Genomic DNA, 16,127 nt, shown 5'->3' on the forward strand with positions numbered 1-16,127 from the left:
GTTACGGTGAAAGGCCGGATGTTAGCAAATGACTTTTCGCCCGTCAGTCTGCCAATGCTTCGTAACCGGTCAAAAAGTGTGGACCGATGTAACGCTTGGGCAGCGCGTACTCCTCGGGGTACTCCACCTGCACCAGGTAGAGGCCGTATGGGTGCGCCGTGACCCCACCTTCGCGGCGGTTGCGCCCTTCCAGCACCTCACGCGCCCAGGTGACCGGGCGCTCTCCGGCACCGATGGTCATCAGTACACCGGCAATGTTACGCACCATGTGGTGCAGGAAAGCCGTGGCGCGCACGTCCAGCACGATCATCTGGCCATGGCGGGTGACGCGCAGATGGTAGATGTGCTTGATCGGCGACTTGGCCTGGCACTGGCTGGCGCGGAAGGCACTGAAGTCATGGGTACCAAGCAGGTACTGCGCGGCTTCGGCCATGCGTTCGACATCCAGCGGGCGGTGGTTCCAGGTGACTTCCTCGGCCAGATGGGCCGGGCGGATCGGGTCGTTGTAGATGACGTAGCGGTAACGCCGGGCGCAGGCCTTGAAGCGGGCATGGAAGTCGGCCGGCATCGGCCGCGACCAGACCACGCTGATGTCATGGGGCAGGTTGAAGTTGGTGCCCATGGTCCAGGCGCGCTCATCGCGCACGGCGCGGGTGTCGAAGTGCACGATCTGCCCGCAGCCATGCACACCGGCGTCGGTGCGCCCGGCGCAGATTACCGAGATGGGCTCGTTGGCCACCTTGGACAGCGCCTGCTCCAGGGCCTGCTGGACACTGGGCACGCCACTGGCCTGGCGCTGCCAGCCACGGTAGCGCGCGCCTTTGTATTCCACGCCCAGGGCGATGCGGGAGTAGCCTTCGGCCGCGGACTCGGCGGCGGCGGTGTCGATGATGTCCAAGAGCATGAAACCTGTGGGGGTGTACGGAATGGCGGGGATTATAACGACAACGGCAGCCGTGTAGGGCTGCCGTTGAATATGCACTGCCTTTCAGGGCCTCTTCGCGGGTAAACCCGCTCCCACAGGGCCCGCACAGAATTCGGACCTGTGATGAACCTGTGGGAGCGGGTTTACCCGCGAAGAGGCCGGAGCAGGCAACCTCAGACCAGCCGGGAGAGCATGTCCTCGGCCTCCTGACGCTGGCTGTCGTCGCCATCCTTGACCACTTCATCGAGAATGTCGCGTGCGCCCTGGTTGTCGCCCATGTCGATATAGGCGCGGGCCAGGTCAAGCTTTGTGGCCACTTCGTCGCTTCCGGAGAAGAAGTCGAAGTCCAGGTCGTCCAGTGGCTCGGGCTCGGGCTGGGCAGCCGCATCCTCGCTGGTGAAATGCGGCTCCAGCGACGGCGACTCGAGGCTCTGCGACAGCTTGTCCAGCTCAGCGTTGACGTCGTCCAGCTCCGAGGTAAAGCTCTTGGCTGCCGGCGAATCGTCTTCCAGCGACAGCGAAAGATCGAAGTCGGATGGCAGATCGAACTCGGAAAGCGGGTCGAACGCTGGCTCGCTGTCGAAGGCAGCCAACTCGGCGGCGACATCCACCGGGGTTTCGTCGACCGCAGCCGGGGCTGCCGGGGCAACCGGCTCGCTGATGTCGAGGTCGAAGTCGGACAGGTCCACAGCGGGCTGTGGCTCGGCCTGCGCCAGCATGGCCTCGAATTCGGCGTCAGCGTCGGCCTGTAGCTCGGCGTCCACCGCAAACGGCTCGTCTTCGGGCTGAGCCGATTCCAGCACGGGTTCATCCAGTACCGGCTCTTCGACTACAGGTTGCTGGGCCACAGATTCGTCCAGCAGCGGCGCTGCCAGCGGGTCTTGCTCGGGCAGGTCGTCACCCAGGCTCAGGTCGAAGGCACTGTCCAGGTCCTGCTCGTCCAGGCCCGGCGCATCGAGGGTCGGCACTTCATCGAAGGCATCCAGCTCAGCATCCAGGTCAACTTCGGGTTCGAGCGCTGCTTCAGGTTCCGCCAGAGCAACGGCCTCTGGTTCAATCGCCACCTCTGGCTCGACCGCCGGCACTTCCTCCGGCGCTACATCGGCAACCACTGGCGTATCAGGCTGATCCTGCAACAGCTCCTGCACGTACTGCTCATCCATCTCGGCAGCCAGGGCCGCCGCGCCCAGGCCGGCAGCAGCCAGGCCGAGCATGGCCGGGTAGCGCTCTTTCAACCCGGCAACCGCTGCACTGTTCTGCTCACTGGCCGGCAACTTGCGCTCCTGCTCGACGAACGCGCTCTGGTCACCCTGGCGGGCGTACACATCCATCAGTTTCAGGCGCAGGTCGTCACGCTGCGGCGCGGCGGCCACGGCAGGTTCCAACAGGTCGGTAGCGCGGTTCAGGCGGCCTTCGGCCACGCACTGCTCGACTTCCGCCAGCAAAGCGGCGTGGGGGTCGGCTTGCGGTTCAGGTTGCGCTTCGACAGCGGGTGCCGCCGTTTTTTCCGCGGCGGTGGCGGCGGCAGCCGAAGCGGCGACCACGGCCGGCGACAGGGTTACGCTCGGCGCCGAGACTTCTACGCCATCGAAGCTTGCGCTATCGCTGTCAAAGCCTGCGCCCTGCTCTTCTTCCAGCGCCCGCGCCATGCGCAGGTGCTTTTCAGCCTCCTGCTGGGCCTTGCGCTTGCGCGCCAGCAACAGCAGCAGAAGCAGCAGTACGAGGAAGGCGCTACCGGAAATCAGCCCGAGCAGCAGCGGGTTGCCCATGATTTCGTCGATCACGCTGTCAGGCTGACCGGCAGGTGCGGCCTCGGCGGCGGGCACCGGCTTGGGTGCGGTATCGACGGCGGCAGGCGCAGGCTTGGCGACCGGTTCGGCCGGTGCAGCCGCCCCCTGGGCTTCAAGGCGGGCCAGCTGGTTGTTCTTCAACTCGATCAGACGCTGCAGCTTGTCCAGCTGGCTCTGCAGGTCGGCCATGCGGCTCTTGAGCTCTTCGTTGTCGCGACGACTGGTGTCCAGGCTTTCCTGGGCCACCGCCAGCTTGTCATTGAGGGCCTTGGCCTGGTCGGCACCAGCCTGGTTGCCCGGGCTGACCAGGCGCAGGTTGTCGCCCTGGGCGATACGCGCCGGAGCTGCCTCGGCGGTACCGCGGCGAGTGGCGTCCAGCTGGCGGGCACGCGGGCCCAGGCGACGACCTTCACGCCAGGCAGCATACTGCTCGGCCACCTCGGCGGTCGCCTCGCTCTGCGGGATGTTCTGGATCTGCTGCTGGTCGGGCAGGCGCAACACCTGGCCAACCTTCAGCTGGTTGATGTTGTTGCCGATGAAAGCGTCCGGGTTCAGGGCCTGGATCGCGATCATGGTCTGCTGGATCGAGCCGCCCTGGGTATTGCGCGCGGCAATCTGCCACAGGGTGTCCCGGCGCTGGGTGGTATAGCTGCCGGCAGCGGTCACCGCTGGCGCGACATTGCCTGCCGCAGGCTTGTCGCCCTGGGCCTTGGCCTGGTCGAGCAGCACGCTGTAGTCACGCAGCAGGCGGCCCTGCGGCCACATCAACTGGACCAGGAACTTTACCACCGGTTCCGGCAGCGGCTGGCTGGAGGTAACACGCAGCACGCTCTTGCCGTTGGGGTTGATCACCGGCGTGAAGGTTAGGTCTTCGAGGTAGGTTGGGAATGCCACCCCGGCCTTGCTGAAATCTTCCGGCGGCGCCAGGCTCGGTGCCACTTCGGCAGCGGTGAGGTCGCGCACGTCGAGCAGTTCGATCTCGGCGTCCAGGGGCTGGTTCTGTGCCGATTTGAGGGTCAGTTCCCCCAGGCCCAGGGCATTCGCCATGCCCGACGACAGCGCCGATGCTGCAGCCATGGCCAGAACCAGTTTGCGAATTCGAAGCATGACCTCTTCCCTTGTATGAAGCGTCCTGAAACCTGCATGCAGAGCAGGACAATAGTGCTCGCCAGTATCTTTTACAGCATGTGTTTAATCAACAATTGCGCCACTTGCACAGCATTGAGCGCGGCGCCTTTGCGCACGTTGTCGGTGGTCAGCCAGAGGTTGAGCTGCTGGTCTTCATCAACACCATGCCTTACACGACCAACATAGACCACGTCCTGGCCTACTGCGTCGCCTACCGGAGTCGGATAATCGTCGCGCTCCACCAGTTCGACGCTGTCAGCCGCCTCGAGGGCCTGGTTGACCGCCTCCAGGTCGACCGGGCGACGGCTCTGTACCGCCACACTGAAGCTATCGCCGAAAAATACCGGGACTTGAACGCAGCTCACGGAAATCTTCAGTTCAGGCAGGCCCAGCAGCACACGCAGCTCACCGACCAGGCGGCGCTCCAGGGCGGTGTGGCCTTGCTCATCGGCGGCACCGACCTGGGCCAACATGTTGAACGCCACCTGGCGATCGAAGAAGCGCGGCTCCAGGGGCCGGGCATTGAGCAGCTCGGCAGTTTGCCGGGCGAGTTCGTTGACAGCTTCCCGACCTTGTGCGGACACCGCCAGCGCGGCCATCACCTGCACCCGCTCGATATCCAGCAGGCGCTTGAGCGGTGCCAGAGCAACGGCCAGGGCAACCGCGGCCGAGCACGGGCTGACGATGCGCGCGGGCAATGCCAGGTCAATCAGGCGTTCGGCGTTGGCTTCGGGCACCAGAGCCAGGGCGTCGTCCAGACCAGCGGACAGGTCGATGACCGTGCAGCCTGCCTGCAGCGCCTTGCTGGCAAAGCTTCGGCTGACTGCGGCGCCTGCGGCGAAAAAGGCCAGCTTGACCTGGGCAAAGTCGAAGCTGTCCACCTCACGTACCTTCAGCTTCTTGCCGGCGAACATCACGCTACTGCCCGCCGATTCCATGCTGGCTAGCAGGTGCAGGGTGGCGACCGGGAAATCCAGCTCTTCGAGGATCTGCACCAGGGCTTCACCGACGCTGCCGGTGGCGCCGACGACGGCGATGTCCAAAGGGTGTGTCATGGAAGGGATCCTTTTGCTGAAAACGGCGGGGGGGCGGCACTTTACTCGGATTGTAGAGTTTTGTCTGTGCTGGCCCAAACCTAGAGCTGCGCTGCTCTTGATCTTGATCTTGATCTTGATCTTCGCGACTTCAGGAGGCCGAGCAGAGGTCTTGCGGAGGGAGGTGACGGGCATGGATGCCCGTCAAGCGCTGAGGCCCCATGGATGGGGCCTGCAGCGCGTGCTCCCGGGAGCAAGACCGGCGCGAGGGAACCCCGTAGCGTAGCGGAGGGGCCGGATGATGGGAGCGCAGCGTTTTTTGGTTACTTTTTGTCGCGTTTGACAAAAAGTGACTCGCCGTAAGGGCGAAAAGGTGAATCAGCGTCGCCATCGCAAACGGACTGTTCGCCATATCAAAACCGTCGCTTAAGCTTTTTGGCTTTTTGGCTTTTTGGCTTTTGGATGTGGGCATTCGCATCGAGTAGACATTCATTCGCGATGGTGGCGCCAAGTCACCTTTCCGCCCTTACGGCGGGTCCCTTTTTGTCGTGGCAAAAAGGAACCAAAAACCGTCGGCTCCCATCATCCGGCCCCTGCGCTACGCTCCGGGGTCCCCTCGCTACGGGCTTGCTCCCGGGAGGACGCGCTGCAGGCCCCATCCATGGGGCCTCAGCGCTTGACGGGCATCCATGCCCGTCACCTCCCTCCGCAATCCCTTCGCTCGGCCTCCTGAAGTCGCAATCGGCGGCGCCTGAACTATCGCGCGCCTAGAAGCAAAAGCAAAAGCAAAAGCAGAGAAGAGCCGGGCCGGCCGGGATGGATCGGAAATAAAAAAACCCGCGCTGTCGCCAGCGCGGGTTTTCGGTCAGGCCGGAGCGATCAACGCTCCAGCAGAATCCGCAGCATGCGGCGCAGCGGCTCGGCCGCGCCCCACAGCAGCTGGTCACCTACGGTGAACGCGCCCAGGTACTGGGACCCCATGTTCAGCTTGCGCAGGCGGCCAACCGGGATGTTCAGGGTGCCGGTAACCTTGGTCGGGCTCAGCTCCTGCATGCTGATTTCACGCTGGTTAGGTACCAGCTTCACCCAAGGGTTGTGCTGGCTGATCATGCCTTCGATGTCGGCCAGCGGCACGTCCTTGTTCAGCTTGATGGTCAGCGCCTGGCTGTGGCAACGCATGGCGCCGATGCGCACGCAGATGCCGTCGACCGGGATCGGGCTCTTGAAGCGGCCGAGGATCTTGTTGGTCTCGGCCTGGGCCTTCCACTCTTCACGGCTCTGACCGTTCGGCAGTTCCTTGTCGATCCACGGGATCAGGCTGCCAGCCAGTGGCACGCCGAAGTTCTCGGTCGGGAACGCTTCGCTGCGCATGGTCTCGGCAACCTTGCGGTCGATGTCGAGGATGGCGCTGGCCGGGTTGGCCAGGTCATCGGCGACGGCAGCATGGGTAGCACCCATCTGCTTGATCAGCTCGCGCATGTTCTGCGCACCGGCACCCGAGGCCGCCTGGTAGGTCATGGCGCTCATCCACTCGACCAGGCCGGCTTCGAACAGGCCACCCAGGCCCATCAGCATCAGGCTGACGGTGCAATTGCCGCCGATGTAGTTCTTGGTACCCGCGTCCAGCTGCTGGTCGATGACCTTGCGGTTGACCGGGTCGAGGATGATCACCGCGTCATCCTGCATGCGCAGGGACGAGGCGGCATCGATCCAGTAACCCTGCCAGCCGGCTTCACGCAGCTTGGGGAAGACCTCGTTGGTGTAGTCGCCACCCTGGCAGGTCAGGATCACGTCGAGGGTCTTGAGTTCTTCAATCGAATAAGCGTCCTTGAGCGGAGCTGTATCCTTGCCCACGTTCGGGCCCTGGCCGCCAACATTGGAGGTGGTGAAGAACACCGGCTCGATAAGGTCGAAATCCTGCTCCTCCAGCATCCGCTGCATGAGCACGGAACCGACCATACCGCGCCAACCGATCAGACCTACACGTTTCATCGCAACTACACCTTTGCTAAAAGTGGGCCGCCACCGGGAATTTTGGGTGGCGGGCCAGAGAGATTACAGATTCCGCAGCGCTGCGACTACTGCGTCGCCCATTTCCTGCGTACCTACTTTGCGACAACCTTCCGAGAAGATGTCGCCGGTGCGCAGGCCCTGGTCCAGGACCACGCTCACAGCCTTCTCGATTGCCTCGGCGGCAGCCGACTGATTGAAGCTGTAACGCAACATCATCGACACCGACAGGATGGTCGCCAGCGGGTTGGCGATGCCAAGGCCTGCGATGTCTGGGGCCGAACCGTGGCACGGCTCGTACATGCCCTTGTTATCGGCATCCAGCGACGCCGAAGGCAGCATGCCGATGGAACCAGTCAGCATGGAAGCTTCATCCGACAGAATGTCACCGAACATGTTGTCGGTCACCATCACATCGAACTGTTTGGGCGCGCGCACCAGTTGCATGGCGGCGTTGTCGACGTACATATGGCTCAGTTCCACATCCGGGTAGTCCTTGGCCACGTCCTCGACCACTTCACGCCACAGCTGGCTGGAAGCCAGGACGTTGGCCTTGTCCACCGAGCACAGCTTCTTGCCACGCACGCGGGCCATGTCAAAGCCGACACGGGCAATGCGGCGCACTTCGCTTTCGCTGTACGGCAGGGTGTCGTAGGCCTGGCGCTCGCCGCCTTCCAGCTCGCGCTGGCCGCGCGGGGCACCGAAGTAGATACCGCCGGTCAGCTCACGGACGATGAGGATGTCCAGGCCGGAAACGATCTCTGGCTTGAGCGACGAGGCATCGGCCAGTTGCGGGTAGAGGATGGCCGGGCGCAGGTTGGCGAACAGGCCCAGTTGCGAACGGATTTTAAGCAGGCCGCGTTCGGGGCGGATGTCACGCTCGATCTTGTCCCACTTCGGCCCGCCCACGGCGCCCAGCAGCACGGCATCGGCCTTGCGCGCACGCTCCAGGGTCTCGTCGGCCAGCGGCACGCCGTGCTTGTCGATGGCAGCGCCACCAATCACGTCGTGCTCCAGGCTGAAGCCGAGCTGAAACTTGTCGTTGGCCAGTTCCAGCACCTTGACTGCCTCGGCCATGATTTCCGGGCCGATACCGTCACCTGGGAGAATCAGAATCTGCTTGCTCATGCTTTCCTCTATCCATTCACGCGGTGCGGCCAAGCGGGCCCCACCGAAAAGTTCTTAACGCTCGGCCCACAACACCAGCACATCGGTGCTGAACGAACCATCGGCCTCGATCTGGTAATACTGCCGCACTTCTTCACCCATGGCTTGCTGCAATTGGCGAATTGCCACGCGCATTGGCTCGGGGGTGCGCATGCGCTCGACCCAGCTGGAAAACTCCAGGCGCAGCGGCTGGCGGGTGTGGCTGCGTACATGCAGGCCAGCCTCGCTGACCTGGCGTTGCCATTCGGCAGCGGAATAATCGCGCACGTGGCTGGTGTCGCGCAGTACTTCGACCGTTTGCAGGTAGGTGTCGAGCAGCGGGCTGCCCGGCGACATGACGTCGATGAACGCCGCCACGCCACCCGGCTTGAGCACTCGGCGCACTTCGCGCAGGGCCAGACCCAGGTCGCTCCAGTGGTGGGCCGAGTAGCGGCTGAAGACGAAGTCAAACGAGGCGTCGGCGAACGGCAGGCGTTCGGCGGCACCGCGTTCGGTGGTGATATTGGCCAGGCCGCGCTCGGCGGCGGCACTGGCGACCACGTCGAGCATGGCTTGCGAGAGGTCGTAGGCGACCACTTCGGCAACCAGAGGGGCGACGTGGAAACTGACATGACCGGCACCGCAGCCAAGGTCGAGCACGCGGGCATGGCCCCGCCCTGCCAGCGCGTCTTGCAGCAGGCCGAATTCACTGCCTTGGGCGTGCACGGCGCTGCTGAGGTAGGCGCTGGCCTGTTCGCCGAACTGGCGTTGGACCACATCGGTGTGCTGGGTGCTGGTCATGTCTCGATCCTTTTGGTTTTGGGTTGTCTCTACTGGCCCTATCGCCGGCAAGCCAGCTCCCACAGAGAACCCACAGTCTTCAGACCTGTGGAGTTCCTGTGGGAGCTGGCTTGCCGGCGATGAGGCCAGCAAACCCAACTACATCATTCAGGCATCACGGAACAGCCAAGGCTGCCCGGCGCGGTGCTTGCCTTCGAAGGCCTTGATCGCATCGCTGTCCTGCAGGGTCAGGCCGATGTCGTCGAGGCCGTTGAGCAGGCAGTGCTTGCGAAACGCATCGATCTCGAAGTGCAGCACCTTGCCATCCGGACGGGTCACCGCCTGCGCCTGCAGGTCGATGGTCAGCTGATAGCCCGGGATGGCTTCGACCTGCTTGAACAGCTCGTCGACTTCCTCGTCGCTGAGGATGATCGGCAGCAAGCCGTTCTTGAAGCTGTTGTTGAAGAAGATGTCGGCAAAGCTCGGCGCGATCACGCTGCGGAAGCCGTACTCGTCCAGCGCCCATGGGGCGTGCTCACGGCTGGAGCCGCAACCGAAGTTCTCCCGCGCCAGCAACACGCTGGCACCCTGGTAGCGTTCGTGGTTGAGCACGAACTCCTTGTTCAGCGGGCGCTTGCTGTTGTCCTGGTAAGGCTGGCCCACGTCCAGGTAACGCCACTCGTCGAACAGGTTGGGGCCGAAGCCGGTGCGCTTGATCGACTTCAAAAACTGCTTGGGGATGATCTGGTCGGTGTCGACGTTGGCACGGTCCAACGGCGCGACGAGGCCAGTGTGCTGGGTAAAGGCTTTCATGCTGCGCTCCCTTGGATCAACTCGCGGACATCGATGAAGTGGCCGGTCACCGCGGCGGCGGCGGCCATGGCCGGGCTGACCAAGTGGGTGCGGCCACCGGCCCCCTGACGGCCTTCGAAGTTGCGGTTGGAGGTAGACGCGCAATGCTCGCCGCTCTCCAGGCGGTCCGGGTTCATCGCCAGGCACATCGAGCAGCCTGGCTCACGCCATTCGAAACCGGCCTCGAGGAAGATCTTGTCCAGGCCTTCGCGCTCGGCCTGGGCCTTGACCAGGCCCGAGCCCGGCACCACCAGCGCCTGCTTGACGTTGGCAGCGACCTTGCGGCCCTTGGCGATTTCGGCGGCAGCGCGCAGGTCTTCGATACGCGAGTTGGTGCACGAACCGATGAACACGCGGTCGAGCTTGATATCGGTTATCGCCTGGTTGGCGGCGAGGCCCATGTACTTGAGGGCACGCTCGATCGAACCACGTTTGATCAGGTCAGGCTCGGCAGCCGGGTCCGGCACGCGCTGGTCGACAGCGAGGACCATCTCCGGCGAAGTGCCCCAGCTGACCTGCGGCTTGATTTGCGCAGCGTCGAGCTCGACCACGGTGTCGAACACCGCGTCAGCGTCGGAGACCAGGCCTTTCCAGGCTTCGACCGCCTGCTTCCACTGCTCGCCCTTCGGCGCGTACGGGCGGCCTTCGACATAGGCAACAGTGGTGTCGTCCACCGCCACCAGGCCTACGCGGGCACCGGCTTCGATGGACATGTTGCAGATGGTCATGCGGCCTTCCATCGACAATTCGCGGATGGCGCTGCCAGCAAATTCCATGGCGTGGCCGTTACCACCGGCGGTACCGATCTTGCCGATCACGGCCAGGACGATGTCCTTGGCGGTTACGCCGGCAGGCAACTGGCCTTCCACGCGCACCAGCATGTTCTTCATTTTCTTGGCGACCAGGCACTGGGTAGCAAGCACGTGCTCCACTTCGGAGGTGCCGATGCCGTGGGCCAGGGCACCGAAGGCGCCGTGGGTGGAGGTGTGCGAGTCACCGCAGACCACAGTCATGCCAGGCAAGGTGGCACCCTGCTCCGGGCTGATGACGTGGACGATGCCTTGACGCTCGTCATTCATCTTGAATTCGACGATGCCATATTCGTCACAGTTCTCGTCGAGGGTCTGCACCTGCAGGCGCGACACCTGGTCGACGATGGCCTCGATACCGCCCTTGCGCTCTGGCGTGGTCGGCACGTTGTGGTCAGGCGTGGCGATGTTGGCGTCGATGCGCCAAGGTTTGCGGTTGGCCAGGCGCAGGCCTTCGAAGGCCTGGGGCGACGTCACTTCGTGGATGATGTGACGGTCGATGTAGATCAAGGACGAGCCGTCATCACGGCGCTTGACCTCATGGGCTTCCCAGAGTTTGTCGTAGAGCGTTTTGCCAGCCATCAGACTGTTCCTCATCAGCGTCTTTCTATGCCAAAGACCCCTTGGCTTGTGCGGTCGATGCTAGGGGGTTAGATTGAATAACTCAAATTCATAATTTTTATGCTTTGGATAACCAACAGGAATGCGACCCCATGGATCTGGCCAACCTTAGCGCCTTCATCGCAATTGCCGAAACCGGTAGTTTTTCCGGGGCGGCCGACCGCCTGTTCCTGACTCAACCGGCCGTCAGCAAACGCATCGCCGGACTGGAACAGCAACTGGATGTGCGCCTGTTCGACCGGCTGGGCCGCGAGGTGACCCTGACCGAGGCGGGCCGCGCCCTGCTTCCCCGCGCCTACCAGATCCTCAACGTCCTCGATGATACCCGGCGCGCGCTGACCAATTTGACCGGGGAAGTGAGTGGTCGGCTGACCCTTGCCACCAGCCACCATATCGGCTTGCACCGCCTACCCCCGCTGCTGCGGGCCTTCACCCGGGAATACCCTGCAGTGGCGCTGGATATTCAGTTCATGGATTCGGAAGCGGCCTACGACGAAATCCTCCATGGCCGCGCGGAGATTGCCGTTATCACCTTGGCACCCGAGCCGCACCACCTGGTCAAGGCCGTGCCGGTATGGGACGACGCCCTGGACTTCGTCGCCGCTCCCGAGCACCCGCTGGCCAACAACAACACGGTCAGCCTGGCCGACGTCGCCCGCCACCCGGCCGTGTTCCCGGGCGGCAACACTTTTACCCACCACATTGTTCAGCGCCTGTTCGAAAGCCAGGGCCTGACGCCGAACATCGCCATGAGTACCAACTATCTGGAAACCATCAAGATGATGGTGTCCATCGGCCTGGCCTGGAGCGTGCTGCCGCGCACCATGCTCGACGAACAGGTTGCACCCATCGCCTTGCCGGGCATACAGCTGTCTCGCCAGCTAGGCTACATTTTGCACACGGAGCGTACGCTTTCGAACGCGGCCAGGGCATTCATGGCCCTGCTCGACAGCCACGCAGGGCCCGCCTGACCGGTCGTCAGCCCGGTATTGCCACCTCCAAGGACGCGTCATACGCCAAAGGTCTGGTACCGATGCCCAAATCAGCGAATCGCTTTTTGCGCCTGCCGCGCATACCAGCGGCCGACCCTCAGGAGTCGGAACAGGCCTGGCAGAACGCCCCACAGTTGCTGGCCGCACTCAACGGCGCACGGCTGGGAGCCTGGCTATGGGATATCGACAGCGGCCGGGTGAGCTGGTCACGGGGCACCCAGGCTCTGTTCGGCTTCGACCCGCAGCGCCCGCTCCCCGCAGATATCGACTACCTCGACCTGCTGCCGGAGGAAGACCGTGCGCGCACACGCCAGGTGTTCCAGGCAGTGTTCAACGGCGAACCGGTGGAGCAGGCCATGCGCCACCGCATCCGCTGGCCGGACGGCAGCCTGCACTGGCTGGAGATCAACGGCAGCCTGACCCACGACCCGAACGGCCGGCCGCAGATGATCGGGGTGATCCGTGAAATCACCCGCCAGCGCGAGCGGGAAACGGCGTTGATCAATTCGGAAAAACGCTTCGCCACCCTGTTCCACCTCAGCCCCAATGCCATTTTGCTCACCCGACGCCACGACGGCATGATCTTCGAGGTCAACCAGCACTTCGAAGACATGTTCGGCTGGCCCGGTAGCCAGGTGATCGGCAAGACCAGCCTGGAGCTTGGCCTGTGGGCAAACCCCGAACAGCGCCACCAGTTGCTGGAGTCGACCCGTGGCAACACTGGCCCTTTGATAATGGAAGTCCAGTTCCGCGCTACCAGCGGCAAGGTACATGACGGCATCCTCTGTACCCAGGGCATCGAACTGGAGGGCGGAACCTTCCTGCTCAGCACCTTTATCGACACCACCGAGCGCAAACGTGCCGAGCAGGCCTTGAAGGACAGCCAGGAGCGCCTGGACCTGGCCCTGGATTCGGCACAGCTGGGCACCTGGGACTGGCATATTCCCAGCGGCATGCTCTACGGTTCGGCGCGCGCCGCGCAGCTGCACGGCCTGCCGCCCATCCCGTTTCACGAATCGTTCGACGCGTTTTTCGAAGGGGTCCCGGAGCAAGAGCGCAATTCGATGCGCCAGGCCTACCGCAGCCTGCGCGAAGGACCTGCCGGCAACTACCAGATCACCTACCGGGTACAGCTGGAAAACGGCATCTCGCGCTACATCGAAAGCCGCGCCCGGCTGTACCGCGACGAGCAGGGCAACCCGCTGCGCATGGCTGGCACTTTGCTCGACATCACCGACCAGGTGGAGCGCGAACAGCGCCTGAGCGCTTCGGAAGAGAAGTTCGCCAGCCTGTTCCAGGTAAGCCCCGACCCAATCTGTGTCACCCGCCAGGACACCGGGCAGTTCATCGAGATCAATCCGGCGTTCACCCAGACCTTCGGCTGGAGCACCGAGCAGGTGATCGGCCGCACCGCCGAGGAAATCGGCCTGTGGGCGGAGTCCATCGAGCGCGCGCAACGCATCGAGCGGGTAATCCGCGAGCAGGCCCTGAGCAACGTCGCCGTAGTGGTCAACCACCGCAATGGGGCACCGCTGACCTGCGTGATTTCCAGCCGCCTGATCACCGTCGATGACCAGCCTTGCAGTGTTACCACCCTGCGCGACATCACCCAGCAGCAGCGCGCCGAGGCGGCGCTGAAGTCCAGCGAGGAGAAGTTTGCCAAGGCCTTCCACTCCAGCCCTGACGCCATCACCATCACCGAACGCTACAGCGGTCGCTACCTGGAAATCAACGACGGTTTCTGCCGCCTGACCGGCTACAACGCCGCCGACGTGGTCGGCCGCACGGTGTACGAGATCGGCATCTGGGCCGACGACAAGCAGCGCAGCGCCCTGCTGGCCGAGTTGCGCGAGCGTGGCCGGGTGCATCATCGCGAGATGCTAGGGCGCAACAAGCGCGGCGACATCCTCACCGTGGAAGTGTCGGTGGAGCCGATCACCCTCAATGAGGTGGACTGCCTGCTGGTAACCGCCCGCGATGTCAGCCAGCTGAAAAACGCCCAGGCACAGATTCGCCACCTGGCCTACCACGACCCGCTGACCAACCTGCCCAACCGCGCCCTGCTGATGGACCGCCTGAGCCAGCAGATCGCCCTGCTCAGGCGCCACAACCTTCGCGGCGCCCTGCTGTTCCTCGACCTCGACCACTTCAAGCACATCAACGACTCGCTGGGCCACCCGGTGGGCGACACGGTGCTGAAGATCATCACAGCGCGGCTGGAAGCCAGTGTGCGCCTGGAAGACACCGTGGCGCGCCTGGGTGGCGATGAGTTCGTGGTATTGCTCAGCGGCCTGGAAGGCAGCCGCGAGCTGGTCGAAGAGAAAGTCCGCGGGCTGGCCGATACCCTGCGCGAACTGCTGGCCGAGCCGATGTCGCTGGATGGCCAGCGCCTGCAGGTAACACCCAGCATAGGCGTGGCGCTGATCCCTGACCACGGCGCCACCCCGGCCGACCTGCTCAAGCGTGCCGATATCGCCCTGTACCGTGCCAAGGATTCCGGGCGCAACACCACCCAGCTGTTCCATACCACCATGCAGAAGGCTGCCAGCGAGCGCCTGCGCATGGAAAACGACCTGCGCCTGGCCCTGGCCCGCGGCGAGTTGGCGCTGCACTTCCAGCCACAGGTGGATGCGCGCGACAACCGCATCGTCGGTGCCGAGGTGCTGCTGCGCTGGCATCATCCGCAACTGGGTCAGCAGCCACCGGCGCAATTCATTCAGGTGCTGGAAGAAAGCGGCCTGATCCTGGAGGTTGGCAGCTGGATACTCGACGAAGCGTGCGATGCCTGCGCACGCATGCTCGGCGACGGGCTGATCGACGCCGATGATTTCAGCTTGTGCGTGAACATCAGCCCACGGCAGTTCCGCCAGAACGACTTTGTCGGGCGGGTGCTGCGCAGTCTGGACGATTACCGCCTGCCACGGCAAATGCTGACGCTGGAAATTACCGAAGGCATCGTCATCCAGAACCTGGAGGACACCATCAGTAAGATGCGCGAGCTGAAGCGCTACGGGGTGAGCTTTGCCATGGATGACTTCGGCACCGGTTATTCCTCGCTGACCTACCTGAAACGCCTGCCAGTGGACGCGCTGAAGATCGACCAGACCTTCGTGCGCGATGCGCCGGAAGACCCCAACGACGCCGAAATCGTCCGCGCTATCGTCGCCATGGCTCGCAGCCTGGAGTTGACGGTGATTGCCGAAGGGGTGGAACTGACCGAACAACTGGAGTTTCTGGAACGGCTGGGGTGCCACCTGTACCAGGGGTACTTGCACAGCCGGCCGCTGCCGTTGCCGGAGTTCCGGCAGATGTTGCTGGAGGCGCCGGCGGATTACTGAAACCGCTCCCACAGTGATCGCGCCAGCTTCTGGATGTTGTGCAAGACAGCCGCCACAAAAAAGGGCACCCCTAGGGGTGCCCTTTTTCACATCTACACGATCAGTTCAGCGCTGGCTTGTCGCCGTTGATCGGAATGCGCTTGGCCTTGGCCTCTTCAGGCACGATGCGCAGCAGGTCGATGCTGAGCAGGCCATTGGCCAGGCCGGCGGCCTTGACTTCAATATGGTCGGCCAGGCGGAACGACAGCTTGAAGGCGCGCTGCGCGATACCCTGATGCAGGTAGGTCACTTCAGCAGGGCCATTGTCGCGCTTGCCACCGGTCACGGTCAGGACACCTTTTTCAACCTGCAGGTCGAGGTCCTCTTCCTGGAAACCGGCTGCAGCAACCACGATACGGTAGTGGTCATCGCCATGCTTTTCCACATTGTAGGGCGGGTAGCTGCTACCGGCCTCGTTACGTGCCGCGGATTCGAACAGGTCGTTGAAACGGTCGAAACCAACGGAATGGCGGAACAGTGGAGCGAGAGAGAAAGCGGTAGTCATGGTCATGAACTCCTGAGATTCAGCAAGTAAGTCATTACGCGACCCGACTTCGGCATCGCGTACTCAAGAGATATGGCCGGGGGAAATGCTTTCAAGGGGGGAGCAGAAAAAATCTGGATTCCTGCACTGGATTTGATGGCCTCTTCGCGGGCACGCCC

Annotated in this window: 11 protein-coding genes; 2 read left to right on the forward strand and 9 right to left on the reverse strand. The window is 63.4% G+C overall.

The features are described 5' to 3' along the window. Positions 1 to 43: 43 nt before the first annotated feature. The 8 genes from truA to leuC form a co-directional block, all read right to left on the reverse strand. Complete coding sequence (gene truA / locus IMX18_RS16800) at positions 44 to 904, reverse strand: tRNA pseudouridine(38-40) synthase TruA (RefSeq protein ID WP_025338241.1); 861 nt, start codon at positions 902 to 904, stop codon at positions 44 to 46. Between the two features lie 194 nt (positions 905 to 1,098). After that, a complete protein-coding gene (locus IMX18_RS16805; protein ID WP_217190295.1) occupies positions 1,099 to 3,822 on the reverse strand; it encodes a motility hub landmark protein FimV in 2,724 nt (907 codons plus the stop codon). A gap of 71 nt (positions 3,823 to 3,893) precedes the next feature. Continuing rightward, positions 3,894 to 4,898, reverse strand: coding sequence for an aspartate-semialdehyde dehydrogenase (locus IMX18_RS16810; RefSeq protein WP_054573328.1), 1,005 nt, complete (start codon positions 4,896 to 4,898; stop codon positions 3,894 to 3,896). Between the two features lie 858 nt (positions 4,899 to 5,756). Continuing rightward, positions 5,757 to 6,869 (reverse strand): aspartate-semialdehyde dehydrogenase, encoded by a 1,113-nt coding sequence (gene asd / locus IMX18_RS16815; protein ID WP_003260268.1) that lies wholly within the window; start codon positions 6,867 to 6,869, stop codon positions 5,757 to 5,759. A gap of 63 nt (positions 6,870 to 6,932) precedes the next feature. After that, positions 6,933 to 8,015 (reverse strand): 3-isopropylmalate dehydrogenase, encoded by a 1,083-nt coding sequence (gene leuB, locus IMX18_RS16820; RefSeq protein WP_087502435.1) that lies wholly within the window; start codon positions 8,013 to 8,015, stop codon positions 6,933 to 6,935. Between the two features lie 54 nt (positions 8,016 to 8,069). Beyond that, a complete protein-coding gene (locus IMX18_RS16825) occupies positions 8,070 to 8,834 on the reverse strand; it encodes a class I SAM-dependent methyltransferase (protein WP_015269432.1) in 765 nt (254 codons plus the stop codon). A gap of 147 nt (positions 8,835 to 8,981) precedes the next feature. After that, positions 8,982 to 9,626, reverse strand: coding sequence for a 3-isopropylmalate dehydratase small subunit (gene leuD, locus IMX18_RS16830; protein WP_015269431.1), 645 nt, complete (start codon positions 9,624 to 9,626; stop codon positions 8,982 to 8,984). Continuing rightward, entirely contained in the window at positions 9,623 to 11,056 is a 1,434-nt protein-coding gene (leuC, locus tag IMX18_RS16835; RefSeq protein WP_013971600.1) for a 3-isopropylmalate dehydratase large subunit, read from the reverse strand. The genes leuD and leuC overlap by 4 nt, the downstream gene beginning before the upstream one ends. Before the next feature lie 131 nt (positions 11,057 to 11,187). Between leuC and IMX18_RS16840 the strand changes: the two genes are divergently transcribed. Beyond that, a complete protein-coding gene (locus IMX18_RS16840) occupies positions 11,188 to 12,066 on the forward strand; it encodes a LysR family transcriptional regulator (protein WP_015269430.1) in 879 nt (292 codons plus the stop codon). Between the two features lie 62 nt (positions 12,067 to 12,128). After that, on the forward strand, positions 12,129 to 15,425 hold the full coding sequence (locus IMX18_RS16845; RefSeq protein WP_015269429.1) for a PAS domain S-box protein: 3,297 nt from the start codon (positions 12,129 to 12,131) through the stop codon (positions 15,423 to 15,425). A 100-nt stretch (positions 15,426 to 15,525) separates the two neighbouring features. On the opposite strand, the gene IMX18_RS16850 is transcribed toward IMX18_RS16845, so the two are convergent. Beyond that, complete coding sequence (locus IMX18_RS16850) at positions 15,526 to 15,969, reverse strand: Hsp20 family protein (protein ID WP_003260273.1); 444 nt, start codon at positions 15,967 to 15,969, stop codon at positions 15,526 to 15,528. Positions 15,970 to 16,127: the final 158 nt, after the last annotated feature.

It is taken from the genome of Pseudomonas shirazica, assembly GCF_015168335.1.
In the GTDB taxonomy this organism is placed as follows: Bacteria; Pseudomonadota; Gammaproteobacteria; order Pseudomonadales; family Pseudomonadaceae; genus Aquipseudomonas; species Aquipseudomonas asiatica.

Excerpts from the sequence above, each read along its gene's own strand:
- IMX18_RS16810 (WP_054573328.1), bottom strand. The coding sequence starts at position 4,898 with ATGACACACCCTTTGGACATCGCCGTCGTCGGCGCCACCGGCAGCGTC.
- IMX18_RS16845 (WP_015269429.1), top strand. The coding sequence starts at position 12,129 with ATGCCCAAATCAGCGAATCGCTTTTTGCGCCTGCCGCGCATACCAGCG.
- leuC (WP_013971600.1), bottom strand. The coding sequence starts at position 11,056 with ATGGCTGGCAAAACGCTCTACGACAAACTCTGGGAAGCCCATGAGGTC.
- truA (WP_025338241.1), bottom strand. The coding sequence starts at position 904 with ATGCTCTTGGACATCATCGACACCGCCGCCGCCGAGTCCGCGGCCGAA.
- IMX18_RS16840 (WP_015269430.1), top strand. The coding sequence starts at position 11,188 with ATGGATCTGGCCAACCTTAGCGCCTTCATCGCAATTGCCGAAACCGGT.
- asd (WP_003260268.1), bottom strand. The coding sequence starts at position 6,869 with ATGAAACGTGTAGGTCTGATCGGTTGGCGCGGTATGGTCGGTTCCGTG.
- IMX18_RS16850 (WP_003260273.1), bottom strand. The coding sequence starts at position 15,969 with ATGACTACCGCTTTCTCTCTCGCTCCACTGTTCCGCCATTCCGTTGGT.
- IMX18_RS16825 (WP_015269432.1), bottom strand. The coding sequence starts at position 8,834 with ATGACCAGCACCCAGCACACCGATGTGGTCCAACGCCAGTTCGGCGAA.
- leuD (WP_015269431.1), bottom strand. The coding sequence starts at position 9,626 with ATGAAAGCCTTTACCCAGCACACTGGCCTCGTCGCGCCGTTGGACCGT.
- IMX18_RS16805 (WP_217190295.1), bottom strand. The coding sequence starts at position 3,822 with ATGCTTCGAATTCGCAAACTGGTTCTGGCCATGGCTGCAGCATCGGCG.
- leuB (WP_087502435.1), bottom strand. The coding sequence starts at position 8,015 with ATGAGCAAGCAGATTCTGATTCTCCCAGGTGACGGTATCGGCCCGGAA.